The organism is Streptomyces sp. NPDC001348 (assembly GCF_053597535.1).
In genome coordinates, this window is sequence record NZ_JBSFIK010000008.1 from 188,130 (window position 1) to 207,938 (window position 19,809).

At 72.3% G+C, this 19,809-nt stretch carries 19 protein-coding genes and 1 pseudogene; 12 read left to right on the forward strand and 8 right to left on the reverse strand.

Annotation, left to right across the window (positions count from 1 at the left end; translation table 11 throughout):
- Positions 1-137 precede the first annotated feature (137 nt).
- From ACWC21_RS11490 to ACWC21_RS11505, 4 genes are all read left to right on the forward strand, one after another.
- Positions 138-1,583 carry an MFS transporter gene (locus ACWC21_RS11490; RefSeq protein WP_450880537.1) on the forward strand — a complete coding sequence of 482 codons (1,446 nt, stop codon included), beginning with the start codon at positions 138-140 and terminating at the stop codon, positions 1,581-1,583.
- 110 nt (positions 1,584-1,693) lie between these two features.
- On the forward strand, positions 1,694-2,170 hold the full coding sequence (locus ACWC21_RS11495) for a DUF2771 domain-containing protein (RefSeq protein ID WP_450880539.1): 477 nt from the start codon (positions 1,694-1,696) through the stop codon (positions 2,168-2,170).
- An 11-nt stretch (positions 2,171-2,181) separates the two neighbouring features.
- Positions 2,182-2,838 carry a futalosine hydrolase gene (locus ACWC21_RS11500; protein WP_450880540.1) on the forward strand — a complete coding sequence of 219 codons (657 nt, stop codon included), beginning with the start codon at positions 2,182-2,184 and terminating at the stop codon, positions 2,836-2,838.
- Entirely contained in the window at positions 2,835-3,725 is an 891-nt protein-coding gene (locus tag ACWC21_RS11505; RefSeq protein ID WP_450880542.1) for a 1,4-dihydroxy-6-naphthoate synthase, read from the forward strand. The genes ACWC21_RS11500 and ACWC21_RS11505 overlap by 4 nt, the downstream gene beginning before the upstream one ends.
- Before the next feature lie 9 nt (positions 3,726-3,734).
- On the opposite strand, the gene ACWC21_RS11510 is transcribed toward ACWC21_RS11505, so the two are convergent.
- On the reverse strand, positions 3,735-4,118 hold the full coding sequence (locus ACWC21_RS11510; RefSeq protein WP_450880544.1) for a cold-shock protein: 384 nt from the start codon (positions 4,116-4,118) through the stop codon (positions 3,735-3,737).
- 176 nt (positions 4,119-4,294) lie between these two features.
- On the opposite strand from ACWC21_RS11510, the gene ACWC21_RS11515 reads away from it, so the two are divergent.
- Positions 4,295-4,549, forward strand: coding sequence for a hypothetical protein (locus ACWC21_RS11515; RefSeq protein ID WP_450880546.1), 255 nt, complete (start codon positions 4,295-4,297; stop codon positions 4,547-4,549).
- A 57-nt stretch (positions 4,550-4,606) separates the two neighbouring features.
- On the opposite strand, the gene ACWC21_RS11520 is transcribed toward ACWC21_RS11515, so the two are convergent.
- Complete coding sequence (locus ACWC21_RS11520; RefSeq protein ID WP_450880548.1) at positions 4,607-5,236, reverse strand: HAD family hydrolase; 630 nt, start codon at positions 5,234-5,236, stop codon at positions 4,607-4,609.
- A gap of 55 nt (positions 5,237-5,291) precedes the next feature.
- The gene (locus tag ACWC21_RS11525; protein ID WP_450880550.1) at positions 5,292-6,281 is read right to left on the reverse strand and encodes a hypothetical protein; all 990 of its coding nucleotides are present in this window, start codon (positions 6,279-6,281) and stop codon (positions 5,292-5,294) included.
- Between the two features lie 239 nt (positions 6,282-6,520).
- On the opposite strand from ACWC21_RS11525, the gene ACWC21_RS11530 reads away from it, so the two are divergent.
- The gene (locus ACWC21_RS11530; RefSeq protein WP_450880552.1) at positions 6,521-9,058 is read left to right on the forward strand and encodes a helicase-associated domain-containing protein; all 2,538 of its coding nucleotides are present in this window, start codon (positions 6,521-6,523) and stop codon (positions 9,056-9,058) included.
- Positions 9,059-9,372: 314 nt separating this feature from the next.
- The gene (locus ACWC21_RS11535) at positions 9,373-11,016 is read left to right on the forward strand and encodes a DNA repair helicase XPB (protein ID WP_450880554.1); all 1,644 of its coding nucleotides are present in this window, start codon (positions 9,373-9,375) and stop codon (positions 11,014-11,016) included.
- A 35-nt stretch (positions 11,017-11,051) separates the two neighbouring features.
- Here the strand turns inward: ACWC21_RS11535 and ACWC21_RS11540 are convergent, their stop codons facing one another.
- Positions 11,052-11,231: a hypothetical protein gene (locus ACWC21_RS11540; protein WP_450880556.1), complete on the reverse strand. Its 180-nt coding sequence runs from the start codon at positions 11,229-11,231 to the stop codon at positions 11,052-11,054.
- A 285-nt stretch (positions 11,232-11,516) separates the two neighbouring features.
- On the opposite strand from ACWC21_RS11540, the gene ACWC21_RS11545 reads away from it, so the two are divergent.
- The gene (locus ACWC21_RS11545; RefSeq protein ID WP_450880558.1) at positions 11,517-13,616 is read left to right on the forward strand and encodes a HelD family protein; all 2,100 of its coding nucleotides are present in this window, start codon (positions 11,517-11,519) and stop codon (positions 13,614-13,616) included.
- Between the two features lie 264 nt (positions 13,617-13,880).
- Positions 13,881-14,153, forward strand: coding sequence for a hypothetical protein (locus tag ACWC21_RS11550; RefSeq protein ID WP_450880560.1), 273 nt, complete (start codon positions 13,881-13,883; stop codon positions 14,151-14,153).
- A gap of 296 nt (positions 14,154-14,449) precedes the next feature.
- On the opposite strand, the gene ACWC21_RS11555 is transcribed toward ACWC21_RS11550, so the two are convergent.
- From ACWC21_RS11555 to ACWC21_RS11565, 3 genes are all read right to left on the reverse strand, one after another.
- The gene (locus tag ACWC21_RS11555; protein WP_450880562.1) at positions 14,450-15,220 is read right to left on the reverse strand and encodes an alpha/beta fold hydrolase; all 771 of its coding nucleotides are present in this window, start codon (positions 15,218-15,220) and stop codon (positions 14,450-14,452) included.
- A 99-nt stretch (positions 15,221-15,319) separates the two neighbouring features.
- Positions 15,320-16,018: a copper homeostasis protein CutC gene (locus ACWC21_RS11560; protein WP_450880564.1), complete on the reverse strand. Its 699-nt coding sequence runs from the start codon at positions 16,016-16,018 to the stop codon at positions 15,320-15,322.
- 103 nt (positions 16,019-16,121) lie between these two features.
- Positions 16,122-16,790 (reverse strand): maleylpyruvate isomerase family mycothiol-dependent enzyme, encoded by a 669-nt coding sequence (locus tag ACWC21_RS11565; protein ID WP_450880566.1) that lies wholly within the window; start codon positions 16,788-16,790, stop codon positions 16,122-16,124.
- 17 nt (positions 16,791-16,807) lie between these two features.
- Here ACWC21_RS11565 and ACWC21_RS11570 point away from each other — a divergent pair, with 17 nt between their 5' ends.
- The 3 genes and pseudogenes from ACWC21_RS11570 to ACWC21_RS11580 form a co-directional block, all read left to right on the forward strand.
- A complete protein-coding gene (locus ACWC21_RS11570) occupies positions 16,808-16,993 on the forward strand; it encodes a transposase (protein WP_450880567.1) in 186 nt (61 codons plus the stop codon).
- 100 nt (positions 16,994-17,093) lie between these two features.
- Complete coding sequence (locus ACWC21_RS11575; protein ID WP_450880569.1) at positions 17,094-18,911, forward strand: phytoene desaturase family protein; 1,818 nt, start codon at positions 17,094-17,096, stop codon at positions 18,909-18,911.
- Positions 18,912-18,951: 40 nt separating this feature from the next.
- A pseudogene (locus tag ACWC21_RS11580) lies at positions 18,952-19,140 on the forward strand (hypothetical protein); the annotation flags it as partial.
- Between the two features lie 88 nt (positions 19,141-19,228).
- Here ACWC21_RS11580 and ACWC21_RS11585 read toward each other — a convergent pair.
- Complete coding sequence (locus tag ACWC21_RS11585) at positions 19,229-19,744, reverse strand: MarR family transcriptional regulator (RefSeq protein WP_450880571.1); 516 nt, start codon at positions 19,742-19,744, stop codon at positions 19,229-19,231.
- Positions 19,745-19,809 lie beyond the last annotated feature (65 nt).

Sequence of the window (19,809 nt, forward strand, 5' to 3'; positions counted from 1 at the left end):
GTCTGCGCGACCTCTGTTTCCGACCGTCCCGCTCGACTGTCCACCACCGTCCCACTCGACTGCTTCCGACCGTCCCACTCGACTCGCCTGGCTGCAAACCGCACTATCCGCGCCCGACTCGGGGCACTATGAACGTCGTGGCAGCCACGAGGCCGCCCCAGGGTGTCACCGGGACCGGCGGCACCGGGGGGAGCAGTCGAGGTGGCGGTGCGGGTCCGGTGCGCGGGGCCGCCCGCGCGGTCGGTCGTGCCCTGCACTTCCCCGTCACGAAAACCGCCCGCGGCATCCGCAGGGCGACGCACGCGCACGGCGCCGGGGAGTCCGGGCTCGGCAAGCTGATCGAGCTGCACGCGGTCAACGGCGCGGGCGATGTCATGATCACCGTGGCGCTCGCGTCCACGGTGTTCTTCTCGGTGCCCACCGACGAGGCCCGCGGGCGGGTCGCGCTCTACCTCGCCATCACGATGGCCCCGTTCACGGTTCTCGCGCCGGTGATCGGCCCGCTCCTCGACAAGCTGCCGCACGGCCGCCGGGCCGCGATGGCCGGAACGATGCTCGCCCGCGCCCTGCTCGCCCTGATCATCTCGGGGGCCGCGGCCAGCGGCAGCCTGGAGCTGTATCCGGCGGCGCTGGGGGTCCTGGTCGCCTCCAAGGCGTACGGGGTCGTCAGAAGCGCCGTGGTGCCCCGGCTGCTGCCACCGGCGTTCTCTCTGGTGAAGGCCAACTCACGGGTGACCCTGGGCGGGCTGCTGGCCACCGGGATCGCCGCGCCGATCGGGGCGGGACTGCAGTCGATCGGCTCCCCGTGGCCGCTCTACGGCTCCTTCGTGATCTTCATGGCGGGAACGTTCCTGTCCTTCTCACTGCCCGCCAAGGTCGACTCGGCCAAGGGTGAGGACATCGCGCTGCTCGCCTCCGACGAACGGCACCGGCACGGATCGCGCCGCGAGGAGGAGTCGAAGCGGCAGGAGCAGTCGAAGCGGCCGGGGCTGCGCACGGTCGGCCCGGCCGTCACGAACGCGCTCGGCGCCAACGCCTCGCTGCGCTGCCTGTCCGGCTTCCTGATCTTCTTCCTGGCCTTCCTGCTGCGGGAGCATCCGCTGACCGGCGAGAGCGCCGCGGTGTCGATGGGGATAGTGGGTGTGTCGGCCGGGGTGGGCAACGCGCTGGGTACGGCGGTCGGGGCGTGGCTGAGGTCCCGGGCGCCGGAGAGGCTCATCGTGACCGTGGTGGCCGTGGTGGCGGGGACGGCCGTCGTCGCCGCGGTGTTCTTCGGGGCGTTCCTGGTGGCGTGCCTGGCCGCGGTCGCCGGGTTCGGGCAGGCGCTGGGCAAACTGTCGCTGGACGCGCTGATCCAGCGGGACGTGCCGGAGCTGGTGCGCACGTCGGCGTTCGCCCGGTCGGAGACGCTGCTGCAGATGGCCTGGGTGTTCGGCGGCGCGGTCGGCATCGTCATGCCGCTCAACGGCACGCTGGGGCTGGCGGTGGGCGCCGCCTTCGTCGCCGCGGGCTGGCTGGGCACGACGCGCGGGCTGCTGGCCTCGGCGCGGCACGGTGGCCGGACGCGGCCGCGGGTGGCGTAGACGGCGGGTGGCGCAGACGGCGGGTGGCGCAGACGGCGAGTGGCGTAACCAACCGGGCACGCCGCACCCCGCGTGGGGGGCGGTCGGGACACGCCAGATAGCCTTCGGGCATGACCACGCTGCACTCCGTTGTTGTGCGACGCCGCCGCGCCGTCGCCGCCGCCGGCGCCGTTTCCGCCGGACTGCTTCTGTTGTCGGCCTGCGACAAGCCGACCCCGATGTCGACGATCACCGTCGGCACGAGCTCGGTCGACTCCGAGGCCACCTGCTACAACGACGGCAACGCCCTGGACACGGCGTCGCTGGGGAAGTGCCTGAAGAACACCGACATCAAGTCCATCAAGGTGGACCCGGACGAGACCGTGCGCTTCGGCGTCGACCCGGCGATCGCGGACAACGGCTGGACGATCCTGATGAACGGCCAGCCGCTGACCGACTCCAGCAAGAAGACGTACCGCACCATCCCGGGCAGCGTCTTCTTCAACGCCCAGTACGGCGCGTCGGGCAACGCCACCGCGGTGTCCATCAAGGAGGGCGACAAGACGGTCAAGGGTCTGTGGAACTTCAAGCTGAAGAAGGACTCCTGACCACGTCGTCCGTGCCTGACCCACGGGTCCTGGTGGCCACCGCGGTTCCCGCCGAACGGGACGCGGTGGCTCGGGTGTTTCCCGGTGCCGAGGTGATCGCCGCCGGGGTGGGACCCGCCCTGGCCGCCGCCTCCACCGCGACCGCCCTCACCACCGCCGCCCTGCGCGGCGCCCCGTACGGCCTTGTCGTGTCGGCGGGGATCGGCGGGGGCTTCCTGCCCGGGGCGCCCCTCGGCTCCCTGGTCGTCGCCGACGAGATCACCGTCGCCGATCTGGGCGCCGACACGCCGGAGGGCTTCGTTCCGGTCACCGAACTGGGATTCGGGACCGTCACCCACCGTCCGCCGGAATCACTCGTACGAGAGGTGACCGCGGCGACCGGTGCGCCCGCCGGAACCGTGCTCACCGTCTCGACCGTCACCGGAACCGCCGCCCGCGCCGCCGAGCTGCGCGCCCGCCACCCCCGCGCCCTGGCCGAGGCCATGGAGGGCTTCGGGGTCGCCGAGGCGGCCGCCGCGCACGGCACGCCCGTGCTGGAGATCCGTGCGGTCTCCAACCCCGTCGGCCCGCGCGACCGCGCCGCCTGGCGCATCCGCGAGGCCCTCGCGGCCCTCGCCGAGGGGTTCGGGAAGCTGGCGCCCGTACTGGAGAGTTGGAAACAGGTATGACCGACCGTCGTGGAACCGAGTCGCTGCGGATCGCGTACTCGCCCTGCCCCAACGACACCTTCGTCTTCGACGCCCTCGCCCACGGCCGGGTCCCCGGCGCGCCCGCCCTCGACGTCACCTTCGCGGACATCGACGTCACCAACGGCATGGCCGAACGGGGCGAGTCCGACGTACTGAAGGTGTCGTACGCGGTGCTGCCGTACGTCCTCGACGAGTACGCGCTGCTGCCGTGCGGGGGCGCGCTGGGCCGGGGCTGCGGGCCGCTGGTGCTGACGCGGGAGGCGGGGGCTGGGGGCACCTCCCACGCTTTCGGCAGTGGGGGACTTACGGGGCGTACCGTCGCGGTGCCCAGCGAGAAGTCGACCGCCTACCTGCTGTTCCGGCTCTGGGCCGCGGACACGCTGCCCGGCGGGGTCGGCGAGATCGTGGTCATGCCGTTCCACGAGATCATGCCGGCCGTGCGGGACGGGAAGGTCGACGCGGGGCTGGTCATCCACGAGGCGCGCTTCACGTACCAGAACTACGGGCTGCACAAGCTCGCCGACATGGGCGAGCACTGGGAGGACACCACCGGGCTGCCGATCCCGCTGGGCGCGATCATCGCGAAGCGGTCGCTGGGCGCGGACACGCTGCGGCTGCTCGCCGAGTCGATCCGTACGTCCGTGCACACGGCCTGGGACGATCCCGAGGCCTCCCGCCCGTACGTCATGGAGCACGCCCAGGAGATGGACCCGGCCGTCGCCGACCAGCACATCGGGCTGTACGTCAACGAGTTCACGTCGGAACTCGGGGAGGACGGCTATGCCGCGGTGCGGGGCCTGCTCACCCGCGCGGCGGCCGAGGGGCTGGTGCCGCCCCTCGGGCCGAACGCGCTCGAGTTTCCCTGAGCGGGCGGGTCACACGTCCAGCTGGTCGGCGACCGCCCGCAGCAGGCCGGCGATCTTCTTGCCGGAGGTCTTCTCGGGGTAACGGCCCTTCTCGAGCATCGGGGTGATGTTCTCCAGGAGGGTCGTCAGATCCTGCACGATGGAGGCCAGCTCGTCCGGCTTCTTGCGGGTAGCGGCCGCGACCGAGGGGGTGGGGTCCAGCACGACCACGGAGAGCGCCTGGTCACCGCGCTGACCGGCGACGACGCCGAACTCCACGCGCTGCCCCGGCTTGAGTGCGTCGACTCCGGCGGGGAGGACCGAGGAATGGACGAAGACGTCACCGCCGTCGTCGCGGGAGAGAAAGCCGAAGCCCTTCTCGCTGTTGAACCACTTGACCTTGCCGGTAGGCACGTCTGTCCTCGTCCTCGTACTCGTCGGAAAACTGCTTCGGAAAACAGCTATGGAACGGCTCTTGATAGCACTGGGGCGGGTCGACCGTGACCCGCCGCTACCAAGGCTAATGGTCTTGGAGCGGCTGACAAGACGTCGCCCGGTTGTTCCTTCGCGCTGGGAACTACCCTGGTCGGGTGCGTGACAAAACCCAAACGAATTCCGCCGTACCCGGCGACGGACTGATCCGTGCCGGGGCCGTCGTGTTCTTCATCGGTGCCGTGGCCACTCTCGTCACCGTGGCCCCGCTGCTCCTCGGAGCGAAACCATTTCCGGCCTTCATGTACGGCCTGTGCATGCTGATGGGCGTCGGCTTCCTCGTCGCGGGCGCGGGAGTGCTGCGTTCGATCGCGGCGGGGCGACGGCAGGGGCGGGAAGCGGCCTCGCGTTAGGCGCGGTCGCGGCTCGGCCCGGGCGGCCGGCTTCGACGTCCTGCTCAGACGTCCGGCTCAGGCGGCCCGGCGGTACTCCGTGAGCCAGGCCGGGAGTTCCGTCAGGTCGTTGAGGACCACGTCCGCGCCCACCGTGCGCAGTTCGTCCGCGCTGCACGGGCCGGTCGCCACGGCCACGGACAGGGCGCCGGCCGCGCGGGCCCCGCGTACGTCACCCACATGGTCGCCGACGTAGACGCCCGCACCGTGCTCGCGCAGCGCCTGCGCCTTCTGTTCGGCCCACAGGTCGCCGACGACCGCGTCGGGTTCGATCCCCAGGTGGCTGAGGTGCAGCTTGGCGTTCGGTTCGTACTTGGCGGTGACGACGAGAGTCCGTCCGCCGGTCTCCCGTACCGCGTCGATCGCCTCGCGGGCGCCCGGCAGCGCGGGCGTGGCGGTGATGGCGATCGTCGGGTACATCTCCCGGTACAGCTCGCTCATCGGCGCCACCTGCTCGGCCGGGAACCAGTTGACCAGTTCATCGGCCAGCGGCGGCCCCAGCCGGGTGACCGCCAGGTCGGCGTCGATGTACGTCCCCGTCCGCTCCGACAGCGCCTGGTAGCAGGCACGGATGCCGGGGCGGGAGTCGATCAGGGTCATGTCGAGGTCGAAGCCGACGGTCAGCGGGCGCGAGGTCATGTCGGCCATTGTGCCCAGGCGGTACGGCTCCCAGGCCCGCCGGGGCTGTGAGCCCGGCGACCCGTCACCGTCGCTGCGAGCGCCACACCAGGAACAGCGCCGAGGCGACGGCCGCGCCGCGCACCATCCACGGCCAGGTCTCGGCGAAGGCGTCGTTCATGTGGCCCTGGGCGATGGGGGCGCCCCAGCGGCCGTCGCTCCGGCCCCAGACCCAGAGCACCCCGGCCGCCAGCGCCAGGCCGGGCATGCCCATGACCGCCCACTTGGACTCCGTGGGGGTGAGCCGACGAGAGCCGTACGCGATGACCCAGCCCAGGAGCAGCGCGAACCAGTTGCCCATGACCGCGCCGGCGACCAGCGCGGCGGCGGCCAGCAGCAGGAGGGGGTTGGTCCAGCCGGCGGCGGGGCGGGGCAACGGGAACCCGCGGCGCCGGGCGGGAGCGTCCGGGTCCGCGACGGCCGCGGCGTCACCCGCGTCCCCGGCTGCCGCGACGACGGGCGCGGTCTCCTCCGCCGGTGCCTTCTCCAGCTTCGGCGGCTGCCTGAGCAGCTCGGGGATCTCCACACCGCCGACGAACCCCGGCACGCCGTCGCCCGCCCCGAAGGGGCCGCTGTCCACCCGCCACCAGTCGGGCTGCAGGGCGCTGTCGCCGAGTTCGTCCGTCCCCGCCAGGTGGGGCGGGGACGGGGCGCGGGAGGGCGGGGCGGGGTCCGGCTCGGCCGGGCGGGGGCGTGGTACGACCCGGCGCACTCCCTTGGGCCGGGTGCTTCCCTCGCCGCCCGGCTGCTCGGGCACCGCGGCGGGCGGCGCCTCCGGGGCCGCGGGGGTGCCGCCCGCCGCCGCGACGACCTCGTCCGGGGTGCCGAGGCGGTCCAGGATGCGGCGGACCGCGGCGGGACTGTCCACCGGCGTCTTCGCCCGGTGCCGGTCGATCTCGTTGCGCAGCTCCGTGACGAGGCGCATCCGTGTGGACGACGGCAACTGGTGTTGCTGGGCCACGTCGCCGACGCGGCTCAGGTATGCGTAGACGACCTGGTCGCTCTCGATCCCCACGAAGTCCCTCCGGGGGTTTGGCCGTTAGTTCCCCGGGTCGACGGTACCGCGTATCGGCAGGGTGCCGGTGCCGGTGTGGCCGCCCGCTGGGGGCCGCGCCCCCGGACCCCCGCTTCGGCCTGAACGGCCTCGTCCTCGATCTCCCCCGGAGGGGGCACCCCCGGACGGGCTGAACGATGTGGGCCGGCGCCCACAAGTCGCCCCAGCCCTCGTCATACGCACCCGCTAACGTGGGGCAGATGAGCCCCGAGGACCGCCCGGCGCCGCGCTCGCTCGCGGAGGCGCTTCGCGCACGTGACGAGGCGTCCCTTGCCTTGCTCCTGCGCGCCCGCCCGGATCTCGTCACGCCCGTGCCCACCGACCTGACCCAGCTGGCGACGCGTGCGGGGACCCGGGCCTCGGTGCTGCGGGCTCTGGAGCGGCTGGACCGCTTCGCGTTGCAGACGGCGGAGGCGCTGGCCGTGGCGGGGGACCCGGCGACGTACGACGAGGTGCTGGGGCTGATGGCCGGGGACACCGGTGATCCGGTGGTCTCGGCTGCGCTGCCCCGTGCCGTGGCCGCCCTCCGCGATCAGGCGCTGGCGTGGGGCGGCGACGACCGGCTACGGCTGGTCCGCACCGCCCGTGAGCTGCTCGCCCCGTCGCCGCAGCACCCGTCGCCGACGGGGCTGGGGCCGGCCGTGCAGGAGGCGACGGCGGGGATGTCGCCGGGGCGGATCCAGGAGATCGTCACCACGGCCGGGCTGGCGTCCACCCATGACTCGGTGTCGGCCGTGACCGCGCTGACCGCCCTGTTCACGGACCGCAAGCGGATGGCGGCACTGCTCCGTCAGGCGCCCGGGGAGTCCCTGGAGGTGCTCGAACGGCTGGTGTGGGGGCCGCCGTACGGGCAGGTCACCGCCGATCCGGCGCCCCGGCTGCGCTGGCTGCTCGACCGCGGTCTGCTGCTGCCCACGGCGCCCGGCACGGTCGTGCTGCCCCGCGAGGTCGCCCTGCATCTGCGTGCGGGCCGCGCCCACCGGGAGCCGGAGCCGGTGCCGCCCGCGGTGGAGCCGGCGTCGGCGCACCGGCCCGAGGCGGTGGACTCGACGGCCGCCGGGCAGGCGTACACGGCGCTGGCCACCGTCGAGGAGCTGCTGAAGGACTGGGACGAGGGCGGGCCCGCGGTGCTGCGGGCGGGTGGGCTGAGCGTGCGGGACCTGAAGCGGACGGCCGTCGCCCTCGACGTGGCCGAGCCGGTCGCCGCCTTCTGGGTGGAGCTGGCCTACGCGGCCGGGCTGCTGGCCTCCGACGGCGAGGCGGACGAGCGGTACGCGCCCACGCCCGCCTACGACGAGTGGCTGGAGCAGCCCGCCGCCGAGCGCTGGGCGCGGCTGGCCGGGGCGTGGCTGGTGGCCACGCGGACGCCGGGGCTGGTCGGCGGCCGGGACGCGAAGGACCGTACGTTGTCGGCGCTGGGGCCGGGGCTGGACCGGTCCGCCGCGCCCGAGGTGCGCCACCGGGTGCTCACGCTGCTGGCCGGGCTGCCGGCGGGCGGCGCCCCGGCCGTCGACTCCGTGCTGGCCCGGCTGCGCTGGGAGCGTCCGCTGCGCGGCCCCCAGCAGGACGACGACCTGCGGTCGCGGCTCGCCCGGTGGACCCTGTCGGAGGCGGAGCTGCTGGGGGTGACCGGCCGGGGCGCGTTGTCCGCGCACGGGCGTGCCCTGCTCGGTGCGCCGGAGCCGCGTCCGGCCGAGGCGGAGCCCGCCGGGCCGGGTGACAAGCTGCCGGTGCATCACCGGCACCACGAGCCGGTCGTGCGGGAGACCCTGTCCGCCGCCGAGCAGGCCGCTGCCACGGCGGCCGCCGCCCGGCTGCTCGCCCCGCTGCTTCCCGAGCCGCTGGACCATGTGCTGCTCCAGGCCGATCTGACGGCGGTGGCCCCGGGTCCGCTGGAGCGGCCGCTGGCCGAGGTGCTGGGCGTGCTCGCGGACGTCGAGTCCAAGGGGGGTGCCACCGTCTACCGGTTCACGCCCGGCTCCGTACGGCGTGCGCTGGACGCCGGGCGGGCCGCCTCCGATCTGCACGACTTCCTTGCGGCGCACTCCCGTACGCCGGTGCCGCAGCCGCTGGCCTACCTGATCGACGACGTGGCCCGTAAGCACGGCCGGCTGCGGGTGGGTGCCGCGTCGGCGTATGTGCGCTGCGACGACGACGCGTTGCTGAACGAGATCCTCGCCGACAGGCGGGCGGCGGCCCTGCGGCTGCGCCGGCTGGCGCCGACCGTGCTGGCCGCCCAGGCCGACCCGGCCGCGCTCCTGGAGGGCCTGCGCGGCATGGGGTACGCCCCGGCCGCCGAGTCCGCCGAGGGGGATGTGGTGATCACCCGCGCCCACGCGCACCGCACCCCGCCGCGCACGGCGCCCGAACCTGTCCCGGACGGCCCGCCGCCGCCCGACGCCACTCTGCTGTCGGCCGCGGTCCGGGCCATCCGGGCGGGCGACCTCGCCGCCACGGCCCCGCGCAGGCCCGCCGCCGGCGGCCCGGTCCCCGACGGCGATCTGCCGCGCACCAGCTCCGCCGAGACCCTCGCCACCATGCAGGCCGCCGTCCTCACCGGCGAGGCCCTGTGGATCGGCTACGTCAACGCCGAGGGCACCGCCAGCCAGCGCGTCATCGCCCCGATCCGCGTCGAGGGCGGCTTCGTGACGGCGTACGACCACACGGCGGACGAGGTCCGCACGTATCCGCTGCACCGGGTGACGGGGGTGGCGGAGCTGGCGGACGACGAGGACTGACGGAGCGGGCGGACGACGGGGGCCGACCCGGCCGCCCCGGCGTGGGCGGGTGCCCGGCGGCGGGCTCCCGCGCGGTGCCGGGCCCCGACCGCCGGGATCCGACCGTGGGCCGGGACCGGGCCCCGACCACCGGGGCCCGACCACCGGGCCCCGACCGCCGGGATCCGACCGAGGACCGGGACCGGGGCCCGGACCGTGTCCGTCGGCCGCCGTCGGCCGCCGTCGGTCGTCGACGGCCGTCGTGATCGTCGGCCGGTAGGGCACACTGGACGTTTGGCCGTATGGAATGGCCGTGTGGAAAGGGTGTGCCGCGCGTGAATGGTCCGTTGATCGTCCAGTCCGACAAGACCCTGCTCCTGGAAGTCGACCACGAGCGGGCCGACGACTGCCGTCGGGCCATCGCGCCGTTCGCGGAACTGGAGCGGGCGCCGGAGCACATCCACACCTACCGGGTGACGCCGCTGGGGCTGTGGAACGCGCGGGCCGCGGGGCACGACGCCGAGCAGGTCGTGGACGCGCTCGTCCAGTACAGCCGCTACCCGGTGCCGCACGCGCTGCTCGTCGACGTCGCCGAGACCATGGACCGGTACGGGCGGCTGACCCTCACCAAGCACCCCGCGCACGGACTCGTCCTCAGCACCACCGACCGGCCGGTGCTGGAGGAGGTTCTGAAGTCCAAGCGGATCGCTCCTCTCGTCGGAGCCCGGATCGACCCGGACACCGTCGTCGTGCACCCCTCGGAGCGGGGGCAGATCAAGCAGACGCTGCTGAAGCTGGGCTGGCCGGCCGAGGACCTCGCCGGATACGTGGACGGTGAGGCGCACCCGATCGACCTGGCCGAGGACGGCTGGGCGCTGCGGCCCTACCAGAAGCAGGCCGTGGAGAACTTCTGGCACGGCGGCAGCGGTGTGGTCGTGCTGCCCTGTGGCGCCGGGAAGACGCTGGTCGGGGCCGGGGCGATGGCCGAGGCGAAGTCGACCACGCTGATCCTGGTCACGAACACCGTCTCCGCCCGGCAGTGGAAGCACGAGCTGGTGAAGCGGACCTCGCTGACCGAGGAGGAGATCGGCGAGTACAGCGGTACGCGCAAGGAGATCCGGCCGGTCACCATCGCCACCTACCAGGTGCTGACCACCAGGCGGAAGGGCGTCTACCCCCATCTGGAGCTGTTCGACTCCCGTGACTGGGGGCTGATCGTCTACGACGAGGTGCACCTGCTGCCCGCCCCCGTCTTCAAGTTCACCGCCGATCTGCAGGCGCGGCGGCGGCTCGGGCTGACGGCGACACTGGTGCGTGAGGACGGCCGGGAGTCGGACGTGTTCTCCCTGATCGGGCCCAAGCGGTTCGACGCGCCGTGGAAGGAGATCGAGGCGCAGGGGTACATCGCGCCCGCCGACTGCGTCGAGGTCCGGGTCAACCTGACGGACTCGGAGCGGCTGGCGTACGCGACCGCGGAGACGGAGGAGAAGTACCGCTTCTGCGCGACCACCGCGACCAAGCGGAAGGTGACGGAGGCGATCGTGCGGCGGTTCGCCGGTCAGCAGATCCTCGTCATCGGACAGTACATCGACCAGCTCGACGAGCTGGGCGAGCACCTGGACGCCCCGGTGATCAAGGGTGAGACGTCGAACGCCCAGCGGGAGAAGCTGTTCGACGCCTTCCGGGAGGGCGAGATCAGCGTGCTGGTGGTGTCGAAGGTGGCGAACTTCTCCATCGACCTGCCGGAGGCGACGGTCGCCATCCAGGTGTCGGGGACCTTCGGGTCACGTCAGGAGGAGGCCCAGCGGCTCGGGCGCGTCCTGCGCCCGAAGGCCGACGGCCACCAGGCCCACTTCTACTCCGTCGTCGCCCGCGACACCATCGACCAGGACTTCGCCGCCCACCGCCAGCGGTTCCTCGCGGAGCAGGGGTACGCCTACCGGATCGTGGACGCCGACGAGATCCTGGCCGGGGGCTGAGCGGACGGAGGGGCCGAGGCCGGCACCGTCGGCGCCTACTTGTGGCGTATGCCGGCTTCCTCGCCGTACTCGCCGAGGACGGCGACGCTGATCGCGGCGCTCGCGAAGACCTTGACGGCACGCAGGGCGTCGCCCAGCCAGTGATGGTGGTCGCCCCGGACGGCCGTGGCGCCGGCCGGCCGGACAGGGGACGGAGGGATGGTTGCTGCGCTCATGACTCCATCGTCACTCTCGCACGACATGGTCGGCATCGGTCTTCAGAGCCAACCTCCTCACCGTCCACGTACCCCTCTGGGGGGACCGTCTCCCCTACGCCGGGCGGCTTCCGTCCCCTAGGGGACGGCTCGCGGCCGGGTGAAAACCGTTGGCTTCCACCCGCGCTCCCTCACTACAATCCCCGCTCTTGCCCGCCTCCCTCCGGGAGTGCGGCCGACCGGACGGAAACCGGTCGGCACCCCGCAGCCAGCCGCCCCTCCCGCAGGCCTTCCGGAGGCATTCCCGTGTCCACGCCCACCGACGACCCGCTCGCCCGGGAACGCTCCCACCTCGCCGACTCCCGTGCCGCGCTGCGCGCCATGCGGGAGGACGTGGAGTCGCTCGACATCAAGGACGTCACCGCGAACTGGGTCAACGCCGAGGTACTGGCCCGTCAGATCGAGGAGCGCATCAAGGCGCTGGCGGACCTCAGCGACACGCCGCTGTTCTTCGGCCGCCTCGACTACCTGCACGCTCCGGGTGCCGAACAGGCGGAGGGCGCCGAGAAATCAAAGGGGCGCGCAGCGCCTTCCTCGGAAGGGCGGCGGTGGGAGACGGGCGAGCGGTTCTACATCGGCCGGCGGCATGTGCACGACGCCGACGGCGACCCGATGGTCATCGACTGGCGGGCACCGGTGTCGCAGCCGTTCTACCGCGCGTCCAAGAAGGACCCGATGGACATCGGGCTGCGCCGCCGCTTCGGGTACACGGGCGGCGCTCTGACGGCGTACGAGGACGAGCACCTCTCCGACCCCGCCGATCGGTCGGGGGCCGCGACCACCAGCAAGCTGCTCCAGCAGGAGATCGAGCGCCCGCGCGTCGGTCCGATGCGTGACATCGTCGCCACGATCCAGCCGGAGCAGGACGAGATCGTCCGCAGCGGGCTGGGCGGCACGGTCTGTGTGCAGGGAGGTCCGGGCACCGGGAAGACGGCCGTGGGCCTGCACCGGGTCGCCTACCTCCTCTACGCCCACCGTGAGCGGCTGGCCCGCACCGGCACCCTGGTGATCGGACCGAACCGGTCCTTCCTGCACTACATCGAGCAGGTGCTGCCCGCGCTGGGTGAGCTGACCGTCCGTCAGGCGACCGTCGACGACCTCGTGGGCCACGTCGAGGTGCGCGGCACCGACGAAGCGGCGGCCGCGATCGTCAAGGGCGACGCGCGGATGGCCCAGGTGCTGCGCAGGGCCCTCTACTCGCACGTCACCATGCCCACCGAGCCCGTGGTCGTGGTGCGCGGGTCACGGCGCTGGCGGGTCCCGGCGTACGAAGTCGAGGACATCGTCCGCCAGTTGCTGGACCGGGACATCCGCTACGGGGCCGCCCGCGAGGCCCTGCCGCAGCGCATCGCGCACGCGGTGCTGGTGCAGATGGAGCGCTCCGGCGAGGCCCCGGACGACCGGGTGCAGGACGCCGTGGCCCGCAACAGTGCGGTGAAGGCGGCGGTGAAGCAGGTCTGGCCGGTCGTCGACCCGGCGAAGCTCGTCCTGCGCCTGCTGACCGACGCGGACTTCCTCGCCGAACACGCCGAGGGGATCCTCGGCGAGGACGAGCGGAAGACGATCCTCTGGGCGAAGCCGGCGCGCAGCGTGAAGTCGGCCAGGTGGTCGGCGGCGGACGCGGTGCTGATCGACGAGGCCACCGATCTGATCCAGCGCACGCACTCGCTCGGGCACGTCGTCCTCGACGAGGCGCAGGACCTCTCCCCCATGCAGTACCGGGCCGTCGGCCGCCGCTGCACGACCGGTTCCGCGACCGTGCTCGGCGACCTCGCGCAGGGCACCACGCCGTGGGCGACCCGGAGCTGGCACGAGGCGCTGGCCCACCTCGGGAAGACGGACGGGGTGGTGGAGGAGCTGACCGCCGGTTTCCGCGTGCCGACGGACGTCATCACCTACGCGTCACGGCTGCTGCCGCACATCGCGCCGGGCCTGACCCCGGTCGCCTCGGTCCGTGAGAACCCGGGCTTCTTCGAGGTACGGGCCGTCGGCGGCGACGCGGAAGTCGTCGCCGCGTGCGAGGAGTTGCTGCGCAACGAGGGCTCCACCGGCCTGATCGCCGCGGACGCCCGCGTTCCCGCGCTCGCGGAGGCGCTCGCCGAGGCCGGGATCACCTGCCTGTCCCCCGGCGAGGAGACCACCGAGGAGTCCCGCCTGACCCTGGTCCCGGCCTCGCTCGCCAAGGGCCTGGAGTACGACTACGTGGTCCTCGACGAGCCGCAGGCGGTGGTGGACGGGGAACCTGACGAGCGGACCGGCCTGCGTCGCCTGTACGTCACCCTGACCCGAGCAGTGTCCGGCCTGATCGTCACCCACGCGGCGCCGCTGCCGCCGCAGCTGGACTAGGACCCGTCGCGTCCGTACGGAAGCCGAGGTCGGTGGGGTCATCACCGGGCCGACCGGATGCAGAAACATGCACCTGCATGCCTTGGACCCTTCCGGACGCGGAGCGGCTCCAGCAGAGTCGTCCTGGTTTGGCCATCACGTCTTCCTGCCGTGCCTCGGCACTCCGCCCCGCCGGCGACTCAATGGTGGAACTCCGCGAGCGGATCAACGACGCCGTCGCCTGCCGCACCGACCGACACCGTCACCACCGACCTAGGAGGCAAGTTGGACACCATCCAGACGACCCTCAGCGCGGCCACACTCCTGAAGAGCGCACGCACCGCCGTGGAGCAGAGCTATCCCTGTGACGACTCGTTGGCCAGGGCGGCTCTGCACCTGATCGAGTGCGCCACCGATGCCGTCGTGCGCCTGCCCGACCGCGATCTGGACTCCGCGCGGGACGTCCTGGGCCTGGCACGGGCCGCCGTGGTGACGGCGACCGTCGCGGTGGGCGAGATCCACGACCGGACGAGGAGTGCGCCGGTCGCCGAGCACTGAGCTGGAAGGGCGGCGGCGAACTCGCCGGTGGTCCCTGGGCGTCCCCTCGGGCCTGTTGCAACAGGCCCTGGCCGTGCGGGGCGTCGAATTCCATACTGACAAAGCCCCGTCGCCGAGGGCGGTTTCCCAGCCGCCGGCGACGGGGCTTTCGCTGTGGCTCTGTGCGATCACTCGACCTCACACGGGAGTTGGCGATGAGCGTGTCCGGGGTCCCCATCGCGGCGTAGGCGAGGTGCCTCGTGCCCCGCACACCGAGCGTCCGCGGGGCACGAGGCGTTGTGCGGCCGGGAAGGACGTCACTCCCGGCGCAGTGCGGTCGCAGTGGCGACGGCGAAGGCTTCCGGGTTGTCCAGCATGATGTTGTGCCCGCAGTTCGGGATCGGCACCACGACCACCCCCGACTCGGTGAGCCCGTCGGCGCCCGGGAGCGGACCGTCCTCCTCGGGCAACAGGTAGGTGCGGGGGATCTTCAGCTCCCGCAGGATGTCACGCATGGTGGGGGTGGTGCCGCGGGTGAGATGGAGCGCGCTGCGGTACAGGGCCTCGCGGCCGGCCAGCCGCATGGTGGACCACCAGTGCGGGCCGGCCAGTCTGCGGATCTCCTGCCAGCCGCCTGCCAGGAACTCCTCCTCGGAGTAGGCGGCGATGCCGCTGCTGCCGCCCGAGCCGGGTCGGCGGGGAAGAGGGTCGAGGTTGGCGTCGACCAGGACCAGACGGGAGACCAGGCGGGGGTGCCGGGCCGCCAGGAGGATGGCCACCGAACCGCCCATGCTGTGGGCGATCACCTCGGCGCCGGTGACACCGGCAGAGGTCAGGGCTTCGGCAAGCGCGTCGGCGTGCGCCTCCATGGTGTAGTCGAATCCCGTCGGCCGATCGCTGATGCCGTGGCCCAGCAGGTCGATCAGCAGGGAACGGTGTCCGGCCAGCAGCGGGTTGACCGCTGTCTCCGTGAAGTAGGCGGGCGAGGTGGCGCCCAGACCGTGTATGTAGACACGGACGGGCTCCCGCCCGGGCAGTTCCACCCAGCGGATCCGGTCACCCTCGGTCGTCGCGACGGCGCTGCGCAAGGTTCTGGCTCCCCGTGGTCAGGATCGGTAGGGCGACGAGGGTAGTGGATGCCCGTCGACGTCTTCCGCCGGGCCGCTGCCCTGCGGGGGTGCGGCGGCTCACACGCCGTCCAGCGCCGCCCGCCACTGAGCCACGGCCGCCGCCGCCACGGGCTCGTCCCAGCCCCCGGGCCTCGCCGCCCCGCCGATGTGAAACCCGTCGATGCCCGCCGCACGCAGCGTCGGCACATGGTCGAGGCGGAGTCCGCCGCCCACCAGCAGGCGCTGCGCGTAACCCGGTTCGCCTCGCCGCCGGGCCTCGGCGAGCAGGGTGGGCAAGCCGTCGTCCACGCCCGAGGCCGAGCCGGCGGTGAGGTAGCAGTCCAGGCCGGGCAGGTCGGCCAGCTGCTTGCGCAGGGCCTCGCGGTCGGCGGCCCGGTCGATCGCCCGGTGGAAGGTCCAGCGGCAGCCGTCCAGTTCGGCGACGACCCGCTCCACGGCGTCGAGGTCCACCCCGCCGTCCGGGCCGAGGAAGCCGAGCACGAACTGGTCGGCGCCGGCCGCGCGCAGCTCTGCCGCGATCCGTACCAGGCCGTCCACGTCGCCCGCCGCGAAGCCGTCCGCGAGCCGCAGCATCACGCGCAGGTCGAGGTCGACGGCGGCGCGGACACCGGCGAAGGTACGGGCCGACGGGGTGAGCCCGTCCGCCGCCATGTCGGCGACCAGCTCGAGGCGGTCCGCGCCTCCGGCCTGGGCGGCGACCGCGTCCTCGGGGTCGAGGGCGATCACCTCCAGGACAGCACGCGTGATGGTACTCATCGGGCCCCTTCCGTCGGCGCACCCTGAACGGCTACAGGTCTAGTCCAATCTCAGGGTACGCGGGGAAGGCGCCGGCCCGCGAGACGGCCCCCTCGCCGCCGCCTCAGCCGAAGATGTTCAGCTCCCCCGCCTCCGCCCCCGCCAGCTCGTACGCCGCCCCGTCGAGCGGCCGTCCCGAGTACAGGCGTACGAGCGTGGCGGCGTCCCCGATGAACCGCGCCGGGGTCCGCGTCCCGTCCTCCGCTCCGAGCCGCAGCGGCTCGTCGTGGTCGTCGAGGTCGGCCTGCAGCGGTGGACGGCCCTTCTCTCGGGTGATCCGGGCCAGCAGGGTCAGCGCGTGCGGCAGCCCGTCGCCGGCGTAGGCGCCCGGCTCGCCGAAGGTCTCGCGGACGTCACCCGCGTGCACCCACTCCCCCAGAGCGATCATGTCCAGCACCCCGCCCGCCTTCGCGATCACCGGTCCGGCCTCGGTCATCCCGCGCTCCAGCTCGTCGACCACCCGCGCGTTCGTCCACCCGGCGCGCTCGGCGATGTCCCGGTCGTTGGACTCCGGCGAGAACACCCCCTTCTCGAAACGGCTCTCCACCACCCGTGTCAACGCGGCCGAGCAGTGCGCCAGCACGTCCCGCACCGTCCACCCCGGACACGCCGCGGTCGCCAGCGCGAAGTCCGCCTCCGACCGCCCCCGCAGCAGCGGTATCAGCGCGTCCCGCTCGACGGTCAGCAGGCGGCCGGGGAGTTCGGGGTCGCGTACCTCGTGAATGTCAGTCATGCGCACCAAGCTAAGCCGTGTTTTCGAGCTGGGCTTCACCGTTCGTCCTGCGCCGTCATGATCGCTGGGGCAGGCCGACGGTGGGGCGGAGGAGGCTGATCGATGGGATCCGATGGCGCGTTCGCACCGGTGCTCCGTGGAGGTATCTGCCGTCGGGCTACGGTCCGTGCCAGACGGTCTATGGGCTCTTCCGCCGTCGCTGAATATCGGTCAGCCCAAGAAGCAGATGGCCGCCGGGGGGTGTCAATCTCGCAACCCAGTGCCACCAGGCAGGACTGACCGTCGGACTGCCTGCCGGCATCGATGTCGCTCGAAGTTGTCCTCTTGAGCGAGGCGGCGACAGCTGATGATCGATTGCAGAGCAGACGGAGCGGTGTCGACCCGTCGGGCACTCTCCAGGGCAGTAGCCGACAGAAACGAAACCCCTGCCGGGTCGTTGACAGCGTAGGGCAGGTACCCCGAGCTGGGGCCAACTCGGGCGGGGGGCAGGTGGATCGGCACGTGGGGGAAGCGGCTTTGCCGGGACGCACGGCTGTTGCCGGGCGTGCCCCGCGCACTGTGGTCATCGGCTCCGGTATGGGCGGTTCCGCGGTGACTCTGCTTCTTGCGTATGCGGGTGTGCCGGTGACTTTGCTGGAGAAGAACAAGCATGTGGGTGGCTCATGCGCGGGCTACGAGAAGCAGGGTTTCCACATCGACTTCGGCACTCATCTGTTCACGCGGGGGCCTTACGGTCCGCTGGGGCAGGTGTTGGAGCGGGTGGGGCGACCTGATGCGGTGCAGTTCCGGCGGGCCCGGGATTTCGCCGAGTTGCGCTACGCCGCGCGGCCCGGCTCCGACGAGATCAGTAGCCTCCGGGTGGAACTGCGGCCCCATCGGCTGCCGGTCTTCATCGGCCGCGTCCGTCGACTGCTGCGCCTCAGCGCCGTCGAAGCCGTGCAGGCCGCTCGTTTGACGGCAAGGCTGTTGACCATCTCGGGCGATGCCGCTGATGCCTGGAACGGCCGCACAGCCGAGGAGTTTCTGCGTCGGTACTGTACGAACCCTCGCCTTGTCCCGCTGCTCGAATTCCTGCTGGGGCTGGCCTTCGTGCTTCCGCCATGGCAGATCTCGGCGGGTGAGGCGATCTACTGCATCCAGCGGATGATGCGGGACAACGGACTGAGTTACCCCCTGGGAGGTTCAAGAGCCGTACCCCTCACGTACTGCCGTCTGGCTCAGCAGATGGGCGCGCAGGTGCACACCCGGGCGCAGGTGCGGCGCATCCTCACCGAGGACGGCAGGGTGAGGGGCGTGGAACTGCGCGATGGCAGCCGGGTCGAGGCCGATGTGGTCGTTTCGACTTCCAGTGTCCGTACGACCGCGCTTCGCCTGTGCGATCCAGGGACGCTGCCGCACGCATACACCGCGCGTGCGGGCCGGATCGTCGGTTCGCAGTCGGCCGTACAGGTCAAGATCGCTCTCAAGCGCAAGGTGGTGGATGCGGGCCTTCTCATCGGCGGACTCGGTGACCACATCGACCTGGTGCACGCCGGGGAACACGCCTTCGCCAGGACTGTCCGGCAAAATGCCGAGGGACTGGTGCCGGACATGAAGTTCTTCTACTGCCCTGTGCCCACCAACTTCGATCCAGCGCTGGCCCCGCCCGGCCACCAGCTCCTCACCGCCTGCATGATGGCCCCCACCACGGACATCGAACGGCAAGTGCCCAACAGGGCCTGGGAGGAAGCGCTGCTGCGCACGATGCGACGCGTCGTCCCCGATCTTGAGGATCATGTGCTGTTCGTGGACCGGACGACGGTTCCGTGGCTGGAGCACTGGATGGGCAAGGAGTTCGGACCAGCCATCTCCACGGCGCAGACGCCGGAGCAGGTGGGAGCGTTGCGTCCTTCGGTGGTGACCCCGGTCAGAGGTCTGTACTTGGCGGGGTGCGGGGCCGGCGGGCGTGGGGTGGGGGCAGAACTGGCCGCGGACAGCGGGATGGAGTGTGCTGAGCGCGTGCTGGCCGATCTGGGCTGGTCTCTGCCGGCAGCGTGGCGCAGGCCCCGGCATGAGGTCATCCCCTTGGCGCTCGGTATCGGGCGTTCGCTGCGGCCCGCACGCTGGCCGTCAAGCCGGTGAGCTCAACGGCAACAGCTGCTCCTGGCTGCAGGTCCGGGGGCTCGCCCTCCGCCTGCGCGATCAGGGGCGGTCGGTGATGGTCGTCTCGCATCTGGCCTGGGACACCGAGGGCCTGGAGGAGCTGTGGCGCCTGGATGGTGGAGTGCCGGTGCCCACGGCGATGGGACCACCGCTGCGGGCGCGGAGAGCAGAACCAGGCTCAGCAGGCCGTGGCCGCCCAATCGGCTGAAGGTGTTCCTGGCGGACATGGACGGCGACAGGAACCGCGCCCCGCAGCTGGCGATCACCGTTTCGGCGATCAAGGCCGCGGTCAATTGTCAGGGGCCGGGCTTTCGGTGTGCTGGGGTTTTGTGCCGCCGTGCGGTGTCGAGGCTGCGGGCGCGGGCGGCCGCCTCGGGGGTGAGGTGGCGGGCCAGGACCTGAAGCGCTGTGGTGATCTCATGGAGTGTGTCCTGGGCCGGGGCAGTGCCGTCGGCGGCGGTGAGGGCGGCGGTGAGGGCGGCGTCGATGGTGGTGGCGCGGACCTCGGCGAGGCGGGCCGAGGGCTTGGCGGCGGGGTGGATGAGCCGGCGGCGGCGGTCGGCCGGATCGGGGCGGGTGTCGACCGAGCCGGCTTCTTCGAGCCGGGCGACCGCGCCTGAGACCTGGCTCTGCGGCACTCCCGTGCGTGCGGCGATCTCGCCGACGGTGGTGCCGGGGTGGGTGACGATGTCGCCGAGTGCGACGAGTACCGAGCGGATCGAGCCTTGCGCCTGCGTTGCGGGCTCGGGCATGGCCTGCTCGCCGATCTTCATGAGAGTGCGGCCCAGAAGGAAGAGTTCGACTCCGTTCACGACAACCAGAGTACATCGAAATTGATGCATCCTTATTGATGCATCTTCCTTGATGGTTTAGCCTC

What these genes read in the sequence shown, in the direction of transcription:
- ACWC21_RS11495 (WP_450880539.1), top strand. Translation starts at nt 1,694, where the DNA reads ATGACCACGCTGCACTCCGTTGTTGTGCGACGCCGCCGCGCCGTCGCC.
- ACWC21_RS11505 (WP_450880542.1), top strand. Translation starts at nt 2,835, where the DNA reads ATGACCGACCGTCGTGGAACCGAGTCGCTGCGGATCGCGTACTCGCCC.
- ACWC21_RS11520 (WP_450880548.1), bottom strand. Translation starts at nt 5,236, where the DNA reads ATGGCCGACATGACCTCGCGCCCGCTGACCGTCGGCTTCGACCTCGAC.
- ACWC21_RS11530 (WP_450880552.1), top strand. Translation starts at nt 6,521, where the DNA reads ATGAGCCCCGAGGACCGCCCGGCGCCGCGCTCGCTCGCGGAGGCGCTT.
- ACWC21_RS11540 (WP_450880556.1), bottom strand. Translation starts at nt 11,231, where the DNA reads ATGAGCGCAGCAACCATCCCTCCGTCCCCTGTCCGGCCGGCCGGCGCC.
- ACWC21_RS11560 (WP_450880564.1), bottom strand. Translation starts at nt 16,018, where the DNA reads ATGAGTACCATCACGCGTGCTGTCCTGGAGGTGATCGCCCTCGACCCC.
- ACWC21_RS11565 (WP_450880566.1), bottom strand. Translation starts at nt 16,790, where the DNA reads ATGACTGACATTCACGAGGTACGCGACCCCGAACTCCCCGGCCGCCTG.
- ACWC21_RS11575 (WP_450880569.1), top strand. Translation starts at nt 17,094, where the DNA reads ATGTCGCTCGAAGTTGTCCTCTTGAGCGAGGCGGCGACAGCTGATGAT.